Source organism: Arthrobacter sp. Rue61a (assembly GCF_000294695.2).
GTDB classification, from domain to species: Bacteria; Actinomycetota; Actinomycetes; order Actinomycetales; family Micrococcaceae; genus Arthrobacter; species Arthrobacter aurescens_A.
Window position 1 is genome coordinate 1,710,280 of the sequence record NC_018531.1, and the last position, 20,168, is coordinate 1,730,447.

Consider the following 20,168-nt stretch of genomic DNA (forward strand, 5'->3'; position numbering starts at 1 on the left):
ATGGCCGAGGCCGCCACTCGAACCGCCAACGGCGTTGACCGCGCAATAACCGACTATCTCCAGCACGTTGGTGTGGAACGCGGCTTGGCGGCAAACACTTTGTCTGCGTACCGTAGGGACCTCGCCCGATACTCCAACTTCCTGGCGGCCCAAGGTGTGGAACAGCCCGGAAGTATCACACGGCACCACGTGACAGCCTTCGTTCAGGCATTGTCCGACGGCTCCGATGGCGCCGCCGCTTTGGGCGTCCGCTCCGCCGCCCGCACCGTGGTGGCTGTACGTGGACTCCACAAGTTTTGGGCGCTCGAAGGAACCACGACGGCGGACCCCGCCAGCGATGTCCACCCGCCTATGCCGGGCAAACGGCTTCCAAAAGCCATCAGCGTTGGTGAAGTGACGCGCATCCTGGAAGCTGCCGGCTCGGATACCGCTACCGGTCTCCGTGACCGCGCACTGCTTGAATTTCTCTACTCCACAGGGGCCCGCATCAGCGAGGCCGTGGGACTGGATGTTGATGACGTGTCCCTCGAAGACACCGGCGGTGACCCTGCCATCGTGAGGCTGTTCGGCAAGGGTTCCAAGGAACGTCTGGTTCCTCTGGGCTCTTTCGGTGCCCGCGCCGTCGGGGCCTATGTTGTCCGCGGCAGGCCGCTGCTGGCGTCCAAGGGCAAAGGCACTCCGGCTCTGTTCCTCAATGCCCGTGGTGGCCGGATCAGCAGGCAGAGTGCGTGGACCATCCTCAAGACGGCGGCCGAGAAGGCCAACATCACCAAAGATGTCTCGCCGCACACGCTGCGCCATTCCTTCGCCACCCACCTCCTGGAGGGCGGTGCGGATGTCAGGGTGGTCCAGGAGCTGCTGGGACATGCGTCCGTGACCACCACGCAGGTCTATACCCTGGTCACAGCGGACACTTTGCGTGAGGTCTACGCAGCCGCGCATCCCAGAGCGCTCGGATAACCGGAGCGCTCGGATAACCAGAGCTATTCGAGCACGTTCAGCGTCAGCTCCACGGCGTCGACGAACAACGCCAGCAGCGACGTCCCCAAGCCAGCTACGAGCAACAGCCCGGGGTGCGCGAGCCCCACTACTACGCGCTTGAGCCTTGGGCGCCCGCGCAGGAACTTCTTCGGTACGCGTGTCTTCAGCGGTATCTGCCGCCAGCCCCGCAAACGCCGCAGGAACCATGCACAGCGCACAATGAAGGCCATCCACAGGATGGAGAGCACCAGCGGAACTGCGGCCAGCATGAGGTTGAAACCCAGTGCCGTGACTTCCTTTTCGGAATCGCCAATCACGGACTGGACAGTGGTGGAGATCGAGGCACTCATCACCACCGACGCTGCCCAGACCATGAACGCTGCCACTAATGCGAGGAAGCGGACGAAGAAGTGGCCCAGGACTGTCGCGTCCACCGCACGCAGGTGGCTTCGTGGCGTGGCATGAAGCACCACCAGCGTGGAGATTAGCGTCGGCAGTGCCGCTACGAGGACCAGCAGGTACCAGGTCCATCCGGCAAGGTCCACCACCTCGTCCAAGACGATCAGCCCTGCCCACACCACAGTCCACGCCCAACCTGCATAGAGCGGGTGTGCCACCAACCAACGGGGTAGCCAGGAGTCCCGTTCAGCCTTAGCATTGGGGACCATTTCTGCGGCACCGATACCTCGCTTGGACGGCGGTTCTGCATCGTCTTCGACGGCGGCCGCATTGGCGCGCGCGTCACCCCCACCTTCAGTCATGGGCTCACTGTAGCAATGGCGGCAGTGGCAGGGGAGATCAGGTTAAGGTAGGCAGCATGACTGCAGCCCATGTGACCTTGTGCTTCCTCCTCCGCGACGCCGCGGACGGCGAACATGTTTTGCTCGGGACCAAGAAGACGGGTTTCGGCAGGGGCAAGGTAGTGGGTGTCGGCGGGCATGTTGAAGCGGGGGAGACCGCCTCGGAGGCTGCATGCCGTGAGGTCATGGAGGAAATCAATGTTGTGGTTCAGGCGAAGGACCTGATTCCTGCGGGCACTGTGGACTTTGTGTTCCCGGCCAGGCCGGAGTGGAACATGGCAACTACTGTGTTCCTGACCCGCGAGTGGGACGGGGAACCGTCGGAAAGCGACGAGATTGCCCCTGCGTGGTTCCCTGTGGCACAGCTTCCCGTGAATCGGATGTGGGCTGACGCCGAACACTGGCTGCCGGCCATGATTTCCGGCCAGCGCATCGCCGTAACGGTGGCCTTGGCGGCAGATAACGAGAATGTGGCTGACGTCCACACGGTTGCTTGGGTGGACCCCGAGTCGTAGAAATAGCGACGGCGGACCGGTCGCCTTTCGGTGACCGGCCCGCCGTCGTTCTTCCTGCTTTAGTCCGGAAGCGTTACGGCACGTGCCGTTCTTCCGGACCGTTGTACTCGCTCAGCGGGCGGATGAGTGAGTTGGAAGCCACCTGCTCCATGATGTGCGCGGTCCAGCCGGTGATGCGGCTAGCCACGAACAGGGGCGTGAACGTCTGGGTGTCGAAGCCCATGAGGTGGTACGTGGGGCCGGCAGGGTAGTCGAGGTTGGGCTTGATCGCCTTGGCCTCCTCCATGGCCTGTTCCAAGCCGTTGTACAGCCCCAGGAGTTCGGGCCGTCCGTAGTGCGCGATCATCTTGTCCAGGGCGGCCTTCATGGTGGGCACACGGGAGTCGCCGTGCTTGTAGACGCGGTGTCCGAAGCCCATGACCTTCTTCTTCTGTGCCAGGGCGTCTTCCATCCAGGCACGGGCACGGGTGGCGGCTTCCTCGAGGGATTCTTCGCTGCGGATGCCGATCTCATCGAACGTGTGCATCACAGCTTCGTTGGCTCCACCGTGCAGAGGACCCTTGAGAGCACCGATCGCGGCAGTAACAGCGGAGTGCAGGTCCGAGAGCGTGGAGGTGACCACACGTGCCGTGAAGGTTGAGGCGTTGAAGGAGTGTTCCGCGTACAGGATCATGGAGACGTTGAACGCCTCCACCACTTCGGGAACCTGCTCTTCGCCGAAGGTCATCCAGAGGAAGTTGGCGGAGTAGTCCAGGTCCTCGCGGGGTTCCACAGGCTCCTGGCCGCGGCGGCGGCGCTGGTCGTAGGCAACGACGGCGGGCATGGCAGCCCAGAGGTCGATTGCCTTCTTCATGTTCGCCTCGGGGGTGGAATCCTCGGCCAACTCGTGCCGGGCACCGAGCACGGATGCTGCCGTGCGGCACACGTCCATGGGATGAGCTGTGGTGGGCAAGGTATCCACAACGGACTTGACCACGGGGTCCAAGGCGCGACCGGAACGCTCGCGGGCAGTGAATTCCGCAAGCTCTGCGTCAGTGGGCAGTTCGCCGTTCCACAGCAGGTACGCGACTTCTTCGAAGCTGCATTTGGCGGCCAGTTCCTGGACCGGGTAGCCGCGATACAGCAGCGAGTTGGTGTCCGGGTTGACCTTTGATACGGCGGTGTAATCCACCACGACGCCGGCAAGGCCCTTTTTGATGTCAACAGCTACCATGCTGCTCTCCTTCGTTCATAATGCAAGCGGCCCGGAAGCCCCGGGCTACCTGCTTTCCCCTGTATGAATCCCGGGACCTAGCGAATGCCAGGAACCTGGAAGTTGAAAACGCCGGTATCGAATTGGTTGTATGCCTCGTAGTCGACGAGTTCGTAGAGGCGCGCACGCGTGAGCATGTTTTCCACTTGCGCTTCTTGGGTCCCCGCAGCCTTAATCGATTCCAGAGTACGCTCTGCAGCTCCCATGGCAATGCGGAGTAGCGTGACGGGGTAGATGACCATGTTCACGCCTACGGTTTGAAGCTGGTCCACAGTGAAGAGATCGCTTTTGCCGAACTCGGTCATGTTGGCCAGGATCGGTACGTCCACGGCGTCTCGGATGGCCTGGAATTCGTCCAGGGTGGCCATGGCTTCGGGGAAGATCGCGTCAGCGCCGGCCTCTACGAGGGCTTTGGCGCGGTCCTGTGCGGCCTGGATTCCTTCGACGGCGCGGATGTCGGTGCGGGCCATGATGAGGAAGTTCGGGTCCCGGCGTGCGTCTGCTGCTGCGCGGATGCGTTTGGTGGCGGTGTCGATGTCCACCACGTTTTTGCCGTCCAGGTGTCCGCAGCGTTTGGGGTTGAACTGGTCTTCGATGTGGCAGCCGGCAAGGCCCGCATTTTCGAGCTCCTGGATGGTGCGGGCCACGTTCATGGGCTCACCGAAACCGGTGTCGGCGTCCACCAGGGAGGGAAGGTCCGTCATCCGGGCGATCTGCCCCGCCCGGGTGGCTACCTCGGTGAGGGTGGTCAGGCCGATGTCCGGCAGGCCGAGGTCGTTGGCCAGGACGGCGCCGGAGATGTAGACCCCGGCGAAGCCTTTTTCCTCGATCAGCCGGGCCGAGAGCGGGTTGAACGCTCCCGGGAACTGCTGCACGGTCCCGGAGGCCAGCAACTCCCGCAGATTGACCCTCTTCTGTTCGGGGGTGACTTTGGAGTACAGCATTTAGAACAGTCCCTTGGGTGCGTTGTTGAGGTCGATCACGCCGGGCGCTGCGGTGATGTTCAGTTGGTCCAGTTCGCCTTCGCCGAGTTCGGTGACGCGTTCGACGGCGGTGAGGAACCTTTCGATTTCGGCTTCCTCCACGAGACCGGCAGCGAGGGTGCGGAACTTGTTGATGTATTGCTCGCGGGCGAACGGCCGGGCACCGAGCGGGTGGGCGTCGGCGACGGCGATTTCGTCCGTGACAACAGACCCATCCGTGAGTGTGATGACAACAGTGCCGCCGAAGGCTTTCTCTGCGATGTCCAGGGAGTGGTAGCGGCGGGTCCATTCGGGGTCTTCGACGGTGGTGACCTTGTGCCAGAGTTCCACGGTGTCCGGGCGTGCTGCGCGTTCTGGGGCGTAGGAGTCCACATGGTGCCAGGCGCCGTCCTGCAGGGCGACGGTGAAGATGTATGGGATGGAGTGGTCCAGGGTTTCGCGGGACGCGGTGGGGGAGTACTTCTGGGGATCGTTCGCGCCGGAACCGATCACGTAGTGCGTGTGGTGGCTGGTCTTGATCAGCACGGATTCCACGTTGGCCGGGTCCGTGGTTTCCGGGTGCTCGCGGTTGAGCTTGCGGGCGAGGTCGATCCACGCCTGGGCCTGGTACTCGGCGGAGTGTTCCTTGGTGTAGGTGTCCAGGATGGCGCGCTTGGCTTCACCGGGCAGGGGCAGCGGAACCTCGTAGGAGGCATCGGGGCCGTCCAGCATCCAGGCGATCACGCCGTCTTCGCCTTCGTAGATCGGCACGGGGGAGGTCTGTCCGCGCATCGAACGGTCTACCGCTTCAACCGCCATCTTGCCCGCGAACGCGGGTGCGTGGGCTTTCCAGGTGGAGATTTCGCCCTTGCGGGACTGCCGGGTGGCGGTGGTGGTGTGCAGGGCTTGGCCCACGGACTGGAAGATCGTCTCAACATCCAACCCCAGCAACGTGCCGATGCCGGCGGCGGCGGACGGGCCGAGGTGGGCGACGTGGTCGATCTTGTGTTTGTGCAGGCAGATGGCCTTGACCAGGTTCACCTGGATTTCGTAGCCGGTGGCGATGGCACGGACAAGGTCGGCGCCGTTGGAGCCAACGTGCTGGGCGACGGCCAGGATCGGCGGGATGTTGTCGCCCGGGTGGGAGTAGTCAGCGGCCAGGAACGTGTCGTGGTAGTCGAGTTCGCGCACGGCCACACCGTTGGCCCAGGCGGCCCACTCGGGGGAGACCTGCTCTTCGATGCCGAACACTGAGGCGCCCTTGCCGTTGGCAGACGGGGAATGGGTCAATGCCTGTGCGCGGGCCGCGACGATCGGTGCCCGGTTCAACGAGGCGATGGCCACCGAAGCGTTGTCGATGATCCGGTTGATCACCATGTCGGTGACCTCGGGGGTCACCTCGACTGCGTCGGCGGCGACTACGGCGATCTTGTGTGCCAGCTGCTCCTCGCGGGGGAGGTTCTCTTCGCTCTTGTAGACGCGGACGTGGTTGTTCTTGACCATGGTGCTCCTTCTAATGAGGGGTGTGGGTGGCTTTGACGTGGGTGAGGCTGCGGTGCAGGTGAAGCGTGGTGGCGGCTTCGGCGAGCCGGGGGTTGCCTGCGGCGATGGCCTCGGCGATCGCGGCGTGCTCGGCGGCTGCCGCATGAAGCCGGGCGGCGTCGTCGGCTGCCAGGCGGCGGACGCGGACCAAGTGGACGCGGAGGCTGCGCATGGCATTGGCCAGGTAAGTGTTGGAGATGGCCGAATCGATGGCGTCGTCCAAGCGGCCTACCAAGGCGTAGTACTCGTGGCGCGCGGGGTCGTTGTCGCTCAGCAGCTCAGGTGCCAGCACCAGTTGGGCGTGCAGCTCGGCGAAGATGCCTGGTTCGCCGCGCTGGGCGGCCAAGGCGGCCGCCCTGACCTCGAGGGTTTCGCGCAGTTCGAACAGTTCGTCGATGCTGTCCAGCGAGATATCGGTGACGACGACGCCGCGGCCACCTGCCGCCGTCGTCAGTCCTTCTGCGGTAAGCCGGCTCAGCGCCTCTCGGACCGGCGTCCGGGATACTCCGAGGCGTTCGGACTGCTCTACTTCCGCGAGGACCGTGCCCGGCCGCAGGCGCCATTCAATGATGTCTTCTCGAAGGGCGTTGTAAGCCCGATCACTGGCGCGCATACCCCCAGTGTATACATATCGGCAGCTTTATGGCACTAAAGACCCAAAAAATTCGTTCTGTGTATACATCACGGCCTTGCAACGTAGTACGCATTGAAGGGGTCTTCTTCCAGTTCCTTCACCTCCACCGCGCGGAAACCCGCATCCAGAAGCATGTCCGTTGCCCGCTGCTTGCCCCACACCGTACCCAAACCATCGCCGCCCTGCCCCAACGAAACTGCCATGCAATGGAAGGTTGAGATGGTGTACAGGAACGCTGCCCACGGGAGCTCCACGTTGTCCTCCAAGCGGCTTGAAGCGTTGATGTCCACCATGAGGAATGTTCCTTCCGGCTTGAGCGCAGCCCGGATGTTCTTCAGGACTTCAGCCGGGCGGGCTTGGTCGTGAATGGCGTCAAAAGCTGTCACCAAATCGAACGGCTCCTCGGTTTCCAGGCGGCTTACATCCTGGAGTTCAAACCGGACGTTGGACAGTCCCGCTGCTGAGGCTTCGTCGGAGGCAGCAGCCAATGCCTCCCCTGAGAAGTCGTAACCGGTAAAAGTGCTGGCAGGGAAAGTGGCCGCCAGCAGATTCATGGCATGCCCCTCGCCACAACCGATGTCGGCCACTGAAATTCCACGGCGCAGTGCATCCACGCAGCCCGTCAAGGGAAGGATCGTCTCAACAAGTGATGCGTCGTTCACCGCGGCGCTTTCGGAAGCCATGATGTGATGGAACCGCGGGTAGTCGTCGTAGCTCGTTCCGCCACCCGTCCGGAATGCCTGCGCCACCTTCGGGGCAACTTCTCCCATCAGCGGGACATACTGCAGCGTTCGCGCCAGATTTTCGGTTCCGGGCCCGGTAACGACAGGCACGAATTCCGGACGAAGGCTGTAGGTTCCACGGTCCGGTTGGTAGTCGACAAACCCAGCCGAGGTCATCCCGCCCAACCATTCCCGGACATAGCGCTCGTTAAGGCCGGCAGCATCGGCGATCAGATCGCTCCCGGCTGCCGGCAGGGCCGCCAAGGTCTCGAACAAGCCCGTTTGATGTCCAACGCCGATGAGCAGGGCAATGGAGGAGTCGTTGAGGATTCCGATCATCCGGCCCGCGGCCTGTTCCACGCTGTCCCGGGTGGGCGTGGGGCTTTGCTGCTGTTCAGTCTGGATGTTGTTCATGGCCAGTCCTTTGTGTTCCGGTGGCCGGCTCGCCCGGCCAGTTGCCCGCAACTTCACGTTATGTTTGGGACCGCGGTCACGGCGTCGGGGGATTTCTGCATGTTTTGCGGGGCCATGAGGCGAATGATGCAGGTACCGGCATCAAAGCTTCGGACGCTCCGGGATGCCGTGCTGGCGAGCCCAGGCAGCGGCAGCGGTTCTGGACGTGACGCCGATCTTGGTAAAGATGTTCGCCAAGTGCCGTCCGGCTGTCTTTTCGGAGATCGTCAACGAGTCCGCGATCTGGCGATTGCTGGAACCGGAGAGTACGCAACTGAGCACTTCCACCTCACGGGACGTCAACCCACCCGTTTCCCCGGAGGTCTTTAGCCAGGAGATGTTGGCAGCGCCAAGCTGTGCGCGGATAGCGGCGGCAGTGGCCCGCTCCGCGTCCGCAGCACGGTGCTCACCCATGGCCGCGTTGACGGAGGCAAGACGATCGTGGATTTCTGCCAGCTCATACCTCAGACGTTGCGATCTGTATGCCTGCGCGGCGGCCTCCAGTGCCGTCATCGCCTCAGGCCATCGGCGCTCAGCCATCAGGACGGAGCCGCGGGCATGGTGGGCGCGGCCCAGGAAGCCCGGGCTGCCGTAGCGGGACGCCGTCAGCTCAAGCTCCCGGCAGTAAATCTCGGCCGCTGCTGGATTTCCGGGCGCGAGCAGCTCCACCATCGGCAGCAGGAGCCATGCCCGTCCCAACGGTCCGCGTTCGGCCAAGGCTGCCCTGAGTGCGTCCGTGGCGGCCTCGGTCCGGCCTGCCTGTGCAAGGAGGAGTGCGGGGCCAGGCTGCGCGTCCACTCCCAGCTCGCGGGCCGACGCGAAAGCTGCGGCCGCACCCGCCGTATCACCGCGCCGTCGGCGGATCTCACCCAGCTCGCAGAAGCAGTCCGCGGCAATCCACCCGTGGGCATTTCTCAGGCGCTCGCCGAGCTCAGCGATCTCCGATTCCACCTGTGCCCAGTTGCCTTCGGCGCTCAGCAACTGGAGTTCGTGAACGCGAACGATGCCCGCGTACATGAAGGACGCGGAGAGCCCTGCGCACCACGTCGCCAAGGCATCCGTCCAAGCCCTCATCCGCGAATAATCAGCCATTTCGTAACACAGGTGGATGACGGAGCAATAGATATCGCCACCCCATTCAGCGGGCACCTGCCCGGCCAGGACGGGAAGCATCGCTTCGTCAAGGTCCCGGAAGCCGTTGCTTGCGTCACCGCTGCGTACGGCAGCCAGGCCGGACAACATCGAGGCGAAGCTCGCCAATTCCGGGGCCACCAGCCTGCGCGACAACTCTTTCAACTGCACGGAGGCCGACAACGCCGGTCCGGCGTCCCCTTCGAGGTAGATCGCGTCGTTTCCCTCGAGGTAAAGGAGATAGCCGTGCTCAACGGACTCCGGAAGACTCTCCAGCAGGAGGCGGGCACGGTTCAGCCATGCAGAGGACACGGCGATATTTCCGCGAAGTCCCCACTGCAGGGAAAGCATCAGGGCAGCTCTTGCGGCGGATTGGGCGTGCCCATCCGCAACCCTGCTGTGAAAGATGTCTTCGGACAGGGCCATGGAGCCCTGGACATCGCCGAGCCACCATTTGGAGCGTGCCAGGATTTCCTGGTCTTCCACACCGAGGGCCGCTTCGTTCGCAGCACGTTCCATGGCCCGACGCGCAGCGTCCCAGTCTCCGCGGGCAAACGCCTCGCGGGCTGCCATCAGCTGGTGCTGCACTGGAAACATTGGCGCTGGGGACATTGGCGTTGGGGACATGGGCTCTCCATGGGTCGGCACCAGCTTACTGCCGGAGGCGCAGGGAACGGGAGGACCCTAGCCCCGGTTCCAGCCGTACTCGTTCTCCGGCCGGCCAGGAGTGCCGTACCGGGGCGCCCGGGTGACCGTACCGGCGTCGGCAAGGTATTCCAAGTACCGGCGGGCTGTGACGCGGGACATCCCCAGCGCGTCCATCACCTCACTTGCCGACACCGGCTGCCGGCCCGCCCGCACCAGGTCCTTCACCGATTCCAACGTCGAGCCGGAGAGCCCCTTGGGCAGTGGCAGATCGGTGGGAGCGCGAAGGCTGGCAAACGCCTGGTCAACGTCACTCTGCGACGCTCCGGCTTTGGAGATCCCGGACATCGAGCCCGCCAGCTGTTCGCGGAAGGTCCGGTAGCTGCTGAGCTTGTCCGCAAACGTGGCGTACGTGAAGGGCTTGATGAGGTACTGCACGACGCCGATGGACACGGCGCTGCGCACGATGGTCAATTCCCGGACGGCAGTGATGGCGATGATGTCGGCAAAGACGCCCGCGGAACGCATTCGGCGGGCGACGTCCAGGCCGTGGAGGTCCGGCAAATTCATATCCAGCAGGACAAGGTCCACCGGGGAGCCCGACGCCGCGAATTCGCCCAGGATGCGCAAGGCCGACTGTCCATCCGGTGCCGTCCCCACCAGGGTGAAGCCGTCCAGGCGGCCAACGTAGACAGAGTGGGCGTCCGAGGCTATCGGCTCGTCTTCCACCACCAGGACGCGGATGTCTGTCATGCCTTCTCTTCCTCGGGAACCGGCGCCGGGAGCAGAACATGGAACTGTGCTCCACCGGGATTGCTGATGGTCATCGTACCGTTGAGCCGCTCCACAGCCTGACGCACCAAAGCGAGGCCAACGCCCCGGCCATGGGCGCCGCGCGGGTTTTCTTCCGGGGACTTTGTGCTGAAGCCGTACTGCAGGACGTCATCAATGGAGTCGGGATTGATGCCACTGCCCGTGTCCCGCACCGTAAATTCGACGGCGGCAGGTCCGGCTTCCACGTCCAGCTCCACCTTCCGTGGGAAGTCCCCGGCGGCCGCAGCATCAATTGCATTGTCCAGCAGGTTCCCAAGGATGGTCACCAGGTCCTGTATTTCCAAGCCCAGGACGCCGGAGCTCCCCGAGGTCCGCACCACCAATTCCACCCCGCGTTCGTGGGCTTCTGCCGCCTTCCCCATCACCAGCGCGCTCATCACTGGCTCATCCACGGACGCCACCATGTCGTCGGTGAGTTGCTGGCTGAGTTCAAGGTCCTTGGTGGCAAAGTCCAGGGCTTGCGGCATGCGGCCCAGTTCCAATAGGGACACGATCATGTGCAGCCGGTTTGCATGCTCATGTGTCTGGGCGCGCAGGGCATCGGAGAGAGTCTTCATCGTCTGCAGTTCCGTGCCCAGGGACTCGATCTCAGTACGGTCGCGGATGGTAGCTACCGTGCCGTAGACAGCGGGTTTCTGTCGGCTGCGCTCAGGCACCGGCCCCACTGCGGGGGCCTGATTGACTACAAGGATCCGGGAACCGGTCAGGTGGATTTCGTCGTGAGCGGGCCTGCCGGATTCGAACAGCGCTCGCAGGCTGCCGTCGAAGGGAAGATCGGCGAGTTTCGGGGCGTCATCGGGGGACCGGTCGGCGTCGGAAGGCTCCACGCCCAGTAGCTCGGCGGCTTGGTCGTTGTACATCACCGCCTTGCCGTGAGTGTCAATCAGAATCACGCCTTCGCGGACAGAGTGCAGGACCGACTCGTAGTATGCGAACAGCTGCGCCAATTGCTCCGGGCCCCATCCGCGGGTGACCGAGCGAAGGTATCGGCCTAACAGCCACGAGGCGACCGATCCGAAGAACAGGACCACCAAGGCGATTCCGCCAATCACCCCCAGCCTTTCGGTAACGTCGGTGTCCACTGTGCGGACCGTGACTCCGGCAGCCACCAAGGCCTTGACGTTTCCGCCGATGTCCTTGACGGGAGCGATGGTTCGGACTGAGGGGCCCAGGGTTCCTGCGGTCACTTCCGTGAAGGTTTCGCCGCCGAGAGCGGGCTCAATCGTCCCGATATAGGGCTTGCCCAGTTCCTCGGTCCGGGGATGGGTCCAGCGTGTCCTGTCCGGCGCCATGATGGTGATGAAGTCGGCGTCGGCGTCGTCCATGACTTCCCGCGCATATGGCTGGAGGATGGCAGAAGGATCAGTCGCCGACGCCGCCTCCAGGACCAGGGGATTGTTGGCGAGGGAGGTGGCGATTGCCTGCATCCTGCCGCCGGCCTCGTCGTAGGCCCGGTCCCTGGCTTCCACCACGGAGAACGCACCGAAGACCGCCGTCAGTACCAGGACGAACAGCAGGTTCGCCACGAACAAGCGGCGGGCGATGCTCCAGCTGTGAAACACGTGGGCCTCCCATGACCAATATGACCGCAACGGTGATGTGTGTCACCAACAGCTCAATGATGGATATCACACAAGGGCAGCGGATTGGACATCAGTGCAGGACCGCAGCGCCTTACACAGTATCCAGAAGGAGAATCCCATGACCTCTCAACGAGGAGAGTCGGCAGTAGCCGCCAAAGGTGGACGCAAGGGGCTCGACAAGTCGCATTACCTGTACATCGCGGTCATCCTGGCCGTAGTGCTCGGCGCCGTGGTCGGCCTGATGTTCCCCGAAGTCGGCAAATCCCTCAAGCCGCTCGGTGACGGCTTCATCAAGCTCATCAAGATGATGATTGCTCCGGTCATCTTCTGCACCATCGTCCTGGGCATCGGCTCCATCGCCAAAGCCGCAACCGTTGGCAAGGTGGGAGGGCTGGCGCTGGGCTACTTCGTGGCAATGTCCACATTTGCCCTCGCCATCGGCCTGGTGGTCGGCAACCTGATCCACCCGGGAGAGGGTCTCAAGCTGACCCCGTACGATCCCACCAAGAAGGCCGATACCAACAGCACCGTTGACTTCCTCTTGGGAATCATCCCCGGTGACATTCCGGTCCTGCCCACCCTTCTGGCTGCCATCCTGGTTGGCTTCGCACTGCAGAAGATGGGCAAGCAGGGTGCACCCATCCTCACCGCTATCGGTCACGGACAGCGCCTCGTCTTCCGTATCCTCATCATGATCATGTGGCTGGCTCCGGTGGGCGCATTCGGTGCCATCGCCGCCGTCGTTGGTGCCACCGGCGCCCAGGCGATCCTCAGCATGTTCACCCTGATGCTGGCCTTCTACGTAACCTGCGCCTTGTTTATCGTGGTCATCCTGGGCACACTGCTCCGCGCAGTTGCCGGCGTGAACATCTTCAAGCTCATGAAGTACTTGGCCCGCGAGTACCTCCTGATCTTCTCCACCTCATCCTCCGAGGCTGCGCTGCCCCGCCTGATTGCCAAGATGGAGCACCTGGGTGTTTCCAAGCCGGTTGTCGGTGTCACTGTTCCCACGGGCTACTCCTTCAACCTCGACGGCACGGCTATCTACCTGACCATGGCATCGCTGTTCGTGGCCAACGCCATGGGCACGCCGTTGGATCTCGGTGCCCAGATCTCCCTCTTGGTCTTCATGATCATCGCTTCCAAGGGTGCTGCAGGCGTCACCGGTGCCGGGCTTGCAACCCTCGCCGCCGGCCTCCAGGCACACAAGCCGGAGCTTTTGGGAGGCGTGGGCATGATCGTAGGAATCGACCGCTTCATGTCCGAGGCACGTGCACTGACCAACTTCACAGGCAACGCAGTTGCCACGGTTCTGATAGGCACTTGGGTGAAGGAGATCGACAATGGCCAGGTAGAGCGTGTCCTTTCCGGCAGCGAGCCCTTCGATGAGCAGACCATGATTGCCCACGGGGGCGAAGAAGAGGCTGCTCCCGAAACTGAAAACCGCGAAAAGGTTACGGTCTAAGAGGACCCGCCCCACACGCTATGCAGTGAGGCGGAGGCCGGCACCCCACAGGGTGCCGGCCCCCGCTGTTTCCGCGGCAGGACGATGCCAGCGATATAAACCTTCGACCTCAACCAGAGGGTCAAGGCTCAGGAATCGGCCAATGTCAAGTTCCCAAAATAACCGTGTCGGGCGCTGTAGCCTAAGGGGGTAGCAGCGCTGTCGCCGGGGGCGCAGCGGCAGGGAAGATCGTCGTCGAAAGAGTGGTTAGATACGTGAGCATCGAACGGGGAACAGCTACGCTGGAAGGCACCGAGCTCGATCTGGAAGACGCCATCATGGGGCCCACGGGCCGCCCTCACCGCGAATTCCCGGAACCCGCTCCACTGGCCTCCCACGGTCCGGCGAGAGTCATCGCCATGGTTAATCAAAAGGGTGGCGTGGGTAAGACCACCTCCACCATCAATCTGGCGGCTGCACTCGCCGAGTACGGCCGACGTGTCCTGTTGGTGGACTTTGACCCCCAAGGGGCGCTTTCCGCCGGCCTCGGGGCAAATCCGCACGAGCTCGACCTCACCGTCTACAACGTCCTGATGGACCGTAAGGTGAACATCCGCGATGCCATCCAGCAGACCGGTGTTGAAGGCGTTGACCTCCTGCCCGCCAACATTGACCTCTCCGCTGCCGAAGTCCAGCTCGTCAACGAGGTAGCCCGCGAGCAAGTCCTGGATCGCGCCCTCAAGAGCGTTGAGGACGACTACGACGTCGTATTGATCGATTGCCAGCCCTCGTTGGGCCTGCTGACCGTCAATGCTCTGACTGCAGCCCACGGCGTCATCATCCCGCTGATCTGCGAATTCTTCGCCTTGCGCGCCGTTGCGCTCCTGGTGGAAACCATCGAGAAAGTACAGGACCGCCTCAATCCGCGCCTTCAGGTGGACGGTGTCCTGGCCACCATGTATGACGCCCGCACCCTGCACAGCCGTGAAGTAATTTCGCGTCTGGTGGAGGCCTTCGGGGACAAGGTCTTTGAGACTGTCATCAAGCGTTCCATCAAGTTTGCTGATGCCACTGTGGCCGCCGAGCCCATCACCAGCTACGCCGGCAATCACATCGGCGCTGACGCGTACCGCCGCCTTGCCAAGGAACTGATCTCGCGCGGCGGCGCGCCCTAGCGGACGGTGGGACCGTCAATCGCCCCCACCGTTGAAGCGGATCCGGCCTTAGCCGTCCCGGCGGTAGCGCCCGACGCCGGTACTTCCGAAGCCCGTAAGGCCGGCTTCGAAGTACGGCTGGCTAACTTCACGGGTCCCTTTGACCTTTTGCTCGGCCTCATTTCCAAGCACAAGCTGGATATCACCGAGGTGGCGTTGGCCACCGTCACCGATGAATTCATCAAGTACATCAGGCGCCTCCAGGAGCTGGGGGAGGACTGGGCCCTGGATGAAGCCAGCGAATTTTTGGTGATCGCGGCAACGCTGCTGGACTTGAAGGCAGCCCGCCTCCTGCCGGCCGGTGAGGTAGAGGATGCCGAGGACATAGCGCTCCTCGAAGCGAGGGATCTGCTGTTCGCCCGGCTCTTGCAGTACAAGGCGTTCAAGCAGATCGCCGGAATCCTGGGCGAGAAACTGGAGCAGGAAGCCCGTCGGTATCCGCGGCAGGTTGCACTGGAAGGCCATTTCGCCGCGCTGCTTCCGGAACTGGTGTGGCGGCACACTCCGGAGCAGTTCGCGGAACTTGCTGCCAAAGCACTCAAACCGAAGGACTCCGCTCCTGCCGAGGTTGGCTTGGACCACCTCCATGCTCCGCCGGTCAGCGTCAAGGAACAAGCTGAAATCATGGGCTACCGCTTGAAGCTGGGCGCGCCGTTGTCGTTCCAGACGTTGATTGCCGACGCCGAAACCACCTTGGTGGTGGTTGCACGATTCCTGGCATTGCTGGAGATGTTCCGTGACCGCGTGGTTGCCTTCGAGCAACCCGGGCCGTTGGCTGAGCTGACGGTGCGGTGGACAGGTGATGATGCCGGCTGGGACAGTTCCAGCCTGAGCGAGGAGTACGAAGCCGGAACAGAAGCCGGGGGAAGTGGGGGTGGCGCCAGTGAGTGAACAGGAAACGGTCCAGGATGGCCTGGCTGAACTGGAAGCGCTGCCCGGCGGTGCACGGGCAGCGTTGGAGGCAGTCCTCATGGTCATTGATGAGCCAGCCACCTCGGAAGAGCTGGCGGCCGGGCTCAACGTGACCGTCGCCGTCGTCGAGGATTTGCTGCAGGACCTGCAGCGGGAGTATAGCGGCTATACTGTTAAAGCCCCGGACGTGGATGCTGTCGGCTTTGCCGTTGCCAGTACTGCACCCCGGGGTTTTGAATTGCGGAACGTCGCCGGTGGGTGGCGGATCTATTCACGGTCGGATTTCGCCGACATCGTGGGGAGATTCGTCCTTGAAGGGCAGACCACCAGGCTTACTCAGGCAGCGCTTGAGACCCTGGCGGTCATTGCCTACCGGCAACCGGTCTCACGGGCCCGGGTGTCTGCCATTCGCGGCGTCAACGTCGATTCCGTGGTCCGGACTCTTACCCAACGTGGTTTGATCGAGGACTCCGGAAACGATCCCGAGTCGGGGGCCGTCCTTTATCGGACAACCTCGTACTTCCTGGAACGGATGGGCATTGGCTCGGTGGCTGAACTGCCACAGCTCTCGCCGCACCTTCCGGGTTTGGAAGGGATCGACGAGTACTACGACGCAAGCCGGATGTAGCCACGGCCCACACCGGCACAGCAATGCAACTTAATACTGATTCACGGCGCCTTACCAAGGTGCACAGCGACAAAGGGCAGACGATGTCTGCCCGGCTGGCTAGTGTTGATTTCAACACCAACTGCCGGCCATTACTACACAAGGACGGGTCATGACACAGGCGGGACGCCAGAGTTCACCACGTAACGGTTCGGGGCGCAACAGCACCGGACGCAATGAGGCCAAGGGCGGCGGCACAGGCCGCTCCAACGCCGGCGGCTTCTCCGGCCGCGGCGGCAGCGCCGGCGCTGGAAAGCGCAACTTCACCCAGGGCGAAGGCCGCCCCTTCAAGGCTTCGAAGCCGCGCGAAGCGGCACCCTTCGATCCTGACAACCCCACGACAGCGGGCGATTACGACCGCGGCCAGGCAGCCAGGCCCGCGAAGCCCTTCCGCAAGCCCGGCTCCAACAAGCCTGGCTTTGGCAAGGCACCCGGCACGCCGGGCGCCATCAAGCCCAAGGCGAAGCCGGCAAGGCAGTACGGATCGAAGGCCTTCGGCAGCGAACGCTTCGGCCAGAACCTGGGCCCCATCCGGAAGCCGGGCCGCAACCGGGGCCCCCGCCAGGAAGTCCCCCAGTCCGACCTTCACGATGTTGACGGCGTGCGCCTGCAAAAGGTCATGGCACAGGCTGGCGTGGCTTCGCGTCGCGTGTGTGAGGAAATGATCCTCGAAGGACGCGTTGAGGTTGACGGTGTGGTGACCACCGAACTTGGTATGCGCGTGGACCCTACGTCCGCAGTGATCCACGTTGATGGCATCCGCATCCAGCTCGACGAAACGCTCGTGTACATGGTCTTCAACAAGCCCAAGGGCGTCGTTTCCACCATGGAGGACCCCGAAGGCCGCCCCTGCATCAGCGACTTCCTCAAGAACAACAAAAACAAGGGTGAGCGCCTGTTCCACGTCGGCCGTCTCGATGTCGCCACTGAGGGACTGCTGCTGCTGACGAACGACGGCGAACTCGCCAACCGCCTGACGCACCCTTCCTATGAGGTACCCAAGACGTACCTGGTCCAGGTGCGTGGCCCGTTCCCGCAAGGGGTGGGCGCAAAGCTGAAGAACGGCGTCGAGCTCGAAGACGGCGTAGCTGCAGTGGACTCCTTCCGCTTGGTTGATTCCACCCCGGGCCACGTCCTGATCGAGGTCGTCCTGCACTCGGGCAAGAACCGCATTGTGCGCCGCATGTTCGACGCCGTCGGGTTCCCGGTGGAGCGTCTTGTCCGCGTCAAGGTAGGACCCATTGGCTTGGGCGACCAGCGCCAGGGCAGCATCCGCAACCTCGGCAGGCAGGAAGTCGGACACCTCCTGGCATCTGTGGGGCTCTAAGGCATGTCGGCATTCGGTACGCACGGCCGGGGCCATCTCGATGGCCCGGTCGTCGTTCTCGGCACAGGCTTGCTTGGGGCCAGTATTGGCCTCGGCTTGCGCGGACGGGGTGTCCCTGTTTTCCTTTTCGATCCTTCGCCCACCAACCAGGCGGTCGCGGTGGATATTGGTGCGGGACGGCCGTTAGGCGAGTTGGATGAAGAACCCCAGCTGGTAGTTGTCGCGGCCCCGCCGGACGTAACCGCCGACGTCGTGCAGAAGGCACTGGAGGACTACCCGTCCGCCGTCGTGGTTGATATTGCCAGCGTCAAGGCGGCCATCCAGGCGCAGCTGCGGGAACGTGGCGTGGACCTGACCCGCTATGTGGGTACGCATCCCATGGCAGGCAGGGAGAAATCCGGCCCGGTTGCGGCCAGGGGAGAGCTTTTCACCTCCATGCCCTGGGTTCTGTGCCCCTCTGAAGAAACTTCGGATGCGGCACTTCATGCTGCGGGTTCGCTTGCGGGGGATCTGGGAGCGATTGTTTCCCGCTTCACCGCGGACGAGCACGATGAGGCCGTGGCCTTGGTGTCCCATTTGCCACAGATCATGTCGTCGCTTCTGGCGAGCCGTCTGCAAGGCACGCCGCTGCATGCCCTCTCCTTGGCAGGAAACGGGCTTCGGGACACCACCCGTATCGCAGCCAGCGATCCCACCCTCTGGGTCCAGATCCTGGGTGGCAATGCCGAGAAGTTGGTTTCCATCCTGCATGGTGTGCGCGAGGACCTGAACCGTTTGATCGGTACCTTGGAAGCTCCTCTTGCTCCGGGGGCCCGGCTGGACCTTGCGCAACTGATCAGTGAAGGGAACGCAGGCCAGGCACGGATCCCCGGAAAGCACGGTGGGCCTCCTCAGGCGTACTCATGGCTGACCATCCTGGTGGACGATAAGCCTGGCCAGATCGCGCACCTCCTCACGGAGATCGGCGAGATCGGCGTGAACCTTGAAGACCTTCGGCTCGACCATTCGTCGGGACAAAACGTGGGCATGGTGGAGCTTTCCGTGCTTCCGAGCAAGCATGACCTCCTTGTTGAAGCTTTGACTGACCGTGGATGGCGGGTACTCCAGTAATGACGCGTGAATTTTTTGGCCCGGAGACAGTTGCCCGTCCCGGCAAGCCGCTCGTGATCGCGATCGACGGACCATCGGGATCCGGTAAATCCAGCGTCAGCAAGGAAGTTGCCCGGCGCTTGAAATTGGCGTACCTCGATACCGGTGCCATGTACCGGGCGCTGACTTGGTACTGCCTTAAGACCGGCGTTGACCTTCAGGATGGCGCAGCGGTGGAACAGGCTTCCAAAATCATGCCGCTGGAGATCAGCACCAGTACTGCCACCGAGTACGTGGCGGTTGACGGCACGGACATCACGGACGAAATCCGGGATCCTTTGATCTCTTCGTCCGTCAGTGCTGTCGCCACGACGCTCGGTGCCCGCACTGAGCTGATCCGCCGCCAGCGCGAGCTGATCGATCAGCACCACCGCCGCATGGTGGTGGAAGGACGCGACATCACCACCGTCGTCGTACCCAACGCCGAGGTTCGCATGCTGCTGACCGCCAGCGAGGAAGCCAGGCTGCGGCGTCGCGGGATCCAGCTGGGCGGCACGCAGACGAAAGAACAGCTCAACAGCCAGGTGATCCAGCGTGACGCCAAGGACTCCACCGTTGTGAACTTCACCCAAGCGGCGGACGGCGTGGTGACGCTCGATTCCTCTGATCTGAACTTTGAGGAAACTGTCGAGACAGCCTTGGCGATCGTGAGCAAGGTTATCTATGGTGACTGAGTATCAGCTCCCCTCCGCACAGAGCAGGATGTGGAGCCGGCCGGTTGGTTGGTTCCTGGATCACGTGATCTATCGGACCGTCGTGGTGGGCAAGAGCAACGTGCCCGCTGCCGGACCGGTGATTTTTGCGGCGAACCACATCAGCTTCCTGGACGGGCCTGTGATGTTCGGCGCGTCGCCGCGCCCTATGCATATCCTGGTCAAGAAAGAGATGTTTAAAGGTTTGTTGGGCGCCGTCCTGAGGGGATCCGGACAGATTCCGGTGGATCGCGCCGGTGACCGCACCGCCCTGCATATCGGCAAGAAACTGCTCGACGCCGGTCGCTGTGTAGGGATCCTCCCTGAGGGAACCCGGGGGAGCGGCTCGGCCGAAAACATCAGCAACGGAGTTGCCTGGCTGGCCCTTAACTCGGGAGCCACAGTCATCCCGGTGGCCATCCTCGGAACCCGCCAAGGTGATGAGCATCGCGACCATATCCCCAAACCCCGCCGCAAGCTCCATGTCAGCTTCGGTGAACCCATCACGGTGAAGCGCCGGAGGGGCGAACCCGGGCGTGTTTCAATGGACAGGGCGGCTGCGGAGATCCGTGATGCCCTGGCCGAACACGTCCAGGACGCCATCCGGGCCACAGGCCAGGGCCTTCCCCTGGAACCTGCGCCCGGAGAAACCACTTCGCAGCACCGCCATTCAGCAGTAGCCGGGACGCCGGCAGACCACCACTAAGGA

At 63.1% G+C, this 20,168-nt stretch carries 19 protein-coding genes; 10 read left to right on the plus strand and 9 right to left on the minus strand.

Annotated features, from left to right (window positions below; genetic code table 11):
• Positions 1-960, plus strand: coding sequence for a site-specific tyrosine recombinase XerD (xerD, locus tag ARUE_RS07850; RefSeq protein ID WP_011774365.1), 960 nt, complete (start codon positions 1-3; stop codon positions 958-960).
• Between the two features lie 23 nt (positions 961-983).
• On the opposite strand, the gene ARUE_RS07855 is transcribed toward xerD, so the two are convergent.
• The gene (locus tag ARUE_RS07855; RefSeq protein ID WP_014921333.1) at positions 984-1,742 is read right to left on the minus strand and encodes a hypothetical protein; all 759 of its coding nucleotides are present in this window, start codon (positions 1,740-1,742) and stop codon (positions 984-986) included.
• Positions 1,743-1,798: 56 nt separating this feature from the next.
• On the opposite strand from ARUE_RS07855, the gene ARUE_RS07860 reads away from it, so the two are divergent.
• Positions 1,799-2,296: an 8-oxo-dGTP diphosphatase gene (locus tag ARUE_RS07860; RefSeq protein ID WP_014921334.1), complete on the plus strand. Its 498-nt coding sequence runs from the start codon at positions 1,799-1,801 to the stop codon at positions 2,294-2,296.
• Positions 2,297-2,369: 73 nt separating this feature from the next.
• Here the strand turns inward: ARUE_RS07860 and ARUE_RS07865 are convergent, their stop codons facing one another.
• The 8 genes from ARUE_RS07865 to ARUE_RS07900 form a co-directional block, all read right to left on the minus strand.
• Positions 2,370-3,509: a bifunctional 2-methylcitrate synthase/citrate synthase gene (locus ARUE_RS07865; RefSeq protein ID WP_014921335.1), complete on the minus strand. Its 1,140-nt coding sequence runs from the start codon at positions 3,507-3,509 to the stop codon at positions 2,370-2,372.
• Between the two features lie 77 nt (positions 3,510-3,586).
• On the minus strand, positions 3,587-4,492 hold the full coding sequence (gene prpB, locus ARUE_RS07870) for a methylisocitrate lyase (protein WP_014921336.1): 906 nt from the start codon (positions 4,490-4,492) through the stop codon (positions 3,587-3,589).
• Positions 4,493-6,013: an MmgE/PrpD family protein gene (locus ARUE_RS07875; protein WP_014921337.1), complete on the minus strand. Its 1,521-nt coding sequence runs from the start codon at positions 6,011-6,013 to the stop codon at positions 4,493-4,495. It lies immediately after the preceding gene.
• 10 nt (positions 6,014-6,023) lie between these two features.
• A complete protein-coding gene (locus tag ARUE_RS07880) occupies positions 6,024-6,665 on the minus strand; it encodes a GntR family transcriptional regulator (RefSeq protein WP_014921338.1) in 642 nt (213 codons plus the stop codon).
• Positions 6,666-6,733: 68 nt separating this feature from the next.
• On the minus strand, positions 6,734-7,822 hold the full coding sequence (locus ARUE_RS07885) for a class I SAM-dependent methyltransferase (RefSeq protein WP_014921339.1): 1,089 nt from the start codon (positions 7,820-7,822) through the stop codon (positions 6,734-6,736).
• 141 nt (positions 7,823-7,963) lie between these two features.
• Complete coding sequence (locus ARUE_RS07890; protein ID WP_286140376.1) at positions 7,964-9,589, minus strand: helix-turn-helix domain-containing protein; 1,626 nt, start codon at positions 9,587-9,589, stop codon at positions 7,964-7,966.
• Positions 9,590-9,676: 87 nt separating this feature from the next.
• On the minus strand, positions 9,677-10,390 hold the full coding sequence (locus tag ARUE_RS07895; RefSeq protein WP_011774374.1) for a response regulator: 714 nt from the start codon (positions 10,388-10,390) through the stop codon (positions 9,677-9,679).
• Positions 10,387-12,033, minus strand: coding sequence for a sensor histidine kinase (locus ARUE_RS07900; protein ID WP_014921341.1), 1,647 nt, complete (start codon positions 12,031-12,033; stop codon positions 10,387-10,389). The genes ARUE_RS07895 and ARUE_RS07900 overlap by 4 nt, the downstream gene beginning before the upstream one ends.
• Before the next feature lie 139 nt (positions 12,034-12,172).
• On the opposite strand from ARUE_RS07900, the gene ARUE_RS07905 reads away from it, so the two are divergent.
• The 8 genes from ARUE_RS07905 to ARUE_RS07940 all read left to right on the plus strand — a co-directional run bounded on the left by ARUE_RS07905 (position 12,173) and on the right by ARUE_RS07940 (position 20,165).
• Positions 12,173-13,519 carry a C4-dicarboxylate transporter DctA gene (locus ARUE_RS07905; RefSeq protein ID WP_011774376.1) on the plus strand — a complete coding sequence of 449 codons (1,347 nt, stop codon included), beginning with the start codon at positions 12,173-12,175 and terminating at the stop codon, positions 13,517-13,519.
• A gap of 254 nt (positions 13,520-13,773) precedes the next feature.
• The gene (locus tag ARUE_RS07910) at positions 13,774-14,673 is read left to right on the plus strand and encodes a ParA family protein (protein WP_011774377.1); all 900 of its coding nucleotides are present in this window, start codon (positions 13,774-13,776) and stop codon (positions 14,671-14,673) included.
• 6 nt (positions 14,674-14,679) lie between these two features.
• Positions 14,680-15,603, plus strand: coding sequence for a segregation and condensation protein A (locus ARUE_RS07915; RefSeq protein ID WP_014921342.1), 924 nt, complete (start codon positions 14,680-14,682; stop codon positions 15,601-15,603).
• Entirely contained in the window at positions 15,596-16,252 is a 657-nt protein-coding gene (gene scpB, locus ARUE_RS07920; protein ID WP_011774380.1) for an SMC-Scp complex subunit ScpB, read from the plus strand. The genes ARUE_RS07915 and scpB overlap by 8 nt, the downstream gene beginning before the upstream one ends.
• Before the next feature lie 151 nt (positions 16,253-16,403).
• Positions 16,404-17,618 (plus strand): pseudouridine synthase, encoded by a 1,215-nt coding sequence (locus ARUE_RS07925; protein ID WP_014921344.1) that lies wholly within the window; start codon positions 16,404-16,406, stop codon positions 17,616-17,618.
• Positions 17,619-17,621: 3 nt separating this feature from the next.
• Positions 17,622-18,728, plus strand: a complete 1,107-nt coding sequence (locus tag ARUE_RS07930; RefSeq protein WP_014921345.1) for a prephenate dehydrogenase — start codon at positions 17,622-17,624, stop codon at positions 18,726-18,728.
• The gene (gene cmk / locus ARUE_RS07935) at positions 18,728-19,441 is read left to right on the plus strand and encodes a (d)CMP kinase (RefSeq protein WP_014921346.1); all 714 of its coding nucleotides are present in this window, start codon (positions 18,728-18,730) and stop codon (positions 19,439-19,441) included. Before ARUE_RS07930 ends, cmk begins: the two co-directional genes overlap by 1 nt.
• 28 nt (positions 19,442-19,469) lie before the next feature.
• Positions 19,470-20,165: a lysophospholipid acyltransferase family protein gene (locus ARUE_RS07940; RefSeq protein ID WP_014921347.1), complete on the plus strand. Its 696-nt coding sequence runs from the start codon at positions 19,470-19,472 to the stop codon at positions 20,163-20,165.
• Positions 20,166-20,168 lie beyond the last annotated feature (3 nt).

Excerpts from the sequence above, each read along its gene's own strand:
- xerD (WP_011774365.1), top strand. The coding sequence starts at position 1 with ATGGCCGAGGCCGCCACTCGAACCGCCAACGGCGTTGACCGCGCAATA.
- ARUE_RS07855 (WP_014921333.1), bottom strand. The coding sequence starts at position 1,742 with ATGACTGAAGGTGGGGGTGACGCGCGCGCCAATGCGGCCGCCGTCGAA.
- ARUE_RS07860 (WP_014921334.1), top strand. The coding sequence starts at position 1,799 with ATGACTGCAGCCCATGTGACCTTGTGCTTCCTCCTCCGCGACGCCGCG.
- ARUE_RS07865 (WP_014921335.1), bottom strand. The coding sequence starts at position 3,509 with ATGGTAGCTGTTGACATCAAAAAGGGCCTTGCCGGCGTCGTGGTGGAT.
- prpB (WP_014921336.1), bottom strand. The coding sequence starts at position 4,492 with ATGCTGTACTCCAAAGTCACCCCCGAACAGAAGAGGGTCAATCTGCGG.
- ARUE_RS07875 (WP_014921337.1), bottom strand. The coding sequence starts at position 6,013 with ATGGTCAAGAACAACCACGTCCGCGTCTACAAGAGCGAAGAGAACCTC.
- ARUE_RS07880 (WP_014921338.1), bottom strand. The coding sequence starts at position 6,665 with ATGCGCGCCAGTGATCGGGCTTACAACGCCCTTCGAGAAGACATCATT.
- ARUE_RS07885 (WP_014921339.1), bottom strand. The coding sequence starts at position 7,822 with ATGAACAACATCCAGACTGAACAGCAGCAAAGCCCCACGCCCACCCGG.
- ARUE_RS07890 (WP_286140376.1), bottom strand. The coding sequence starts at position 9,589 with ATGTTTCCAGTGCAGCACCAGCTGATGGCAGCCCGCGAGGCGTTTGCC.
- ARUE_RS07895 (WP_011774374.1), bottom strand. The coding sequence starts at position 10,390 with ATGACAGACATCCGCGTCCTGGTGGTGGAAGACGAGCCGATAGCCTCG.
- ARUE_RS07905 (WP_011774376.1), top strand. The coding sequence starts at position 12,173 with ATGACCTCTCAACGAGGAGAGTCGGCAGTAGCCGCCAAAGGTGGACGC.
- ARUE_RS07925 (WP_014921344.1), top strand. The coding sequence starts at position 16,404 with ATGACACAGGCGGGACGCCAGAGTTCACCACGTAACGGTTCGGGGCGC.
- ARUE_RS07930 (WP_014921345.1), top strand. The coding sequence starts at position 17,622 with ATGTCGGCATTCGGTACGCACGGCCGGGGCCATCTCGATGGCCCGGTC.
- cmk (WP_014921346.1), top strand. The coding sequence starts at position 18,728 with ATGACGCGTGAATTTTTTGGCCCGGAGACAGTTGCCCGTCCCGGCAAG.
- ARUE_RS07940 (WP_014921347.1), top strand. The coding sequence starts at position 19,470 with ATGTGGAGCCGGCCGGTTGGTTGGTTCCTGGATCACGTGATCTATCGG.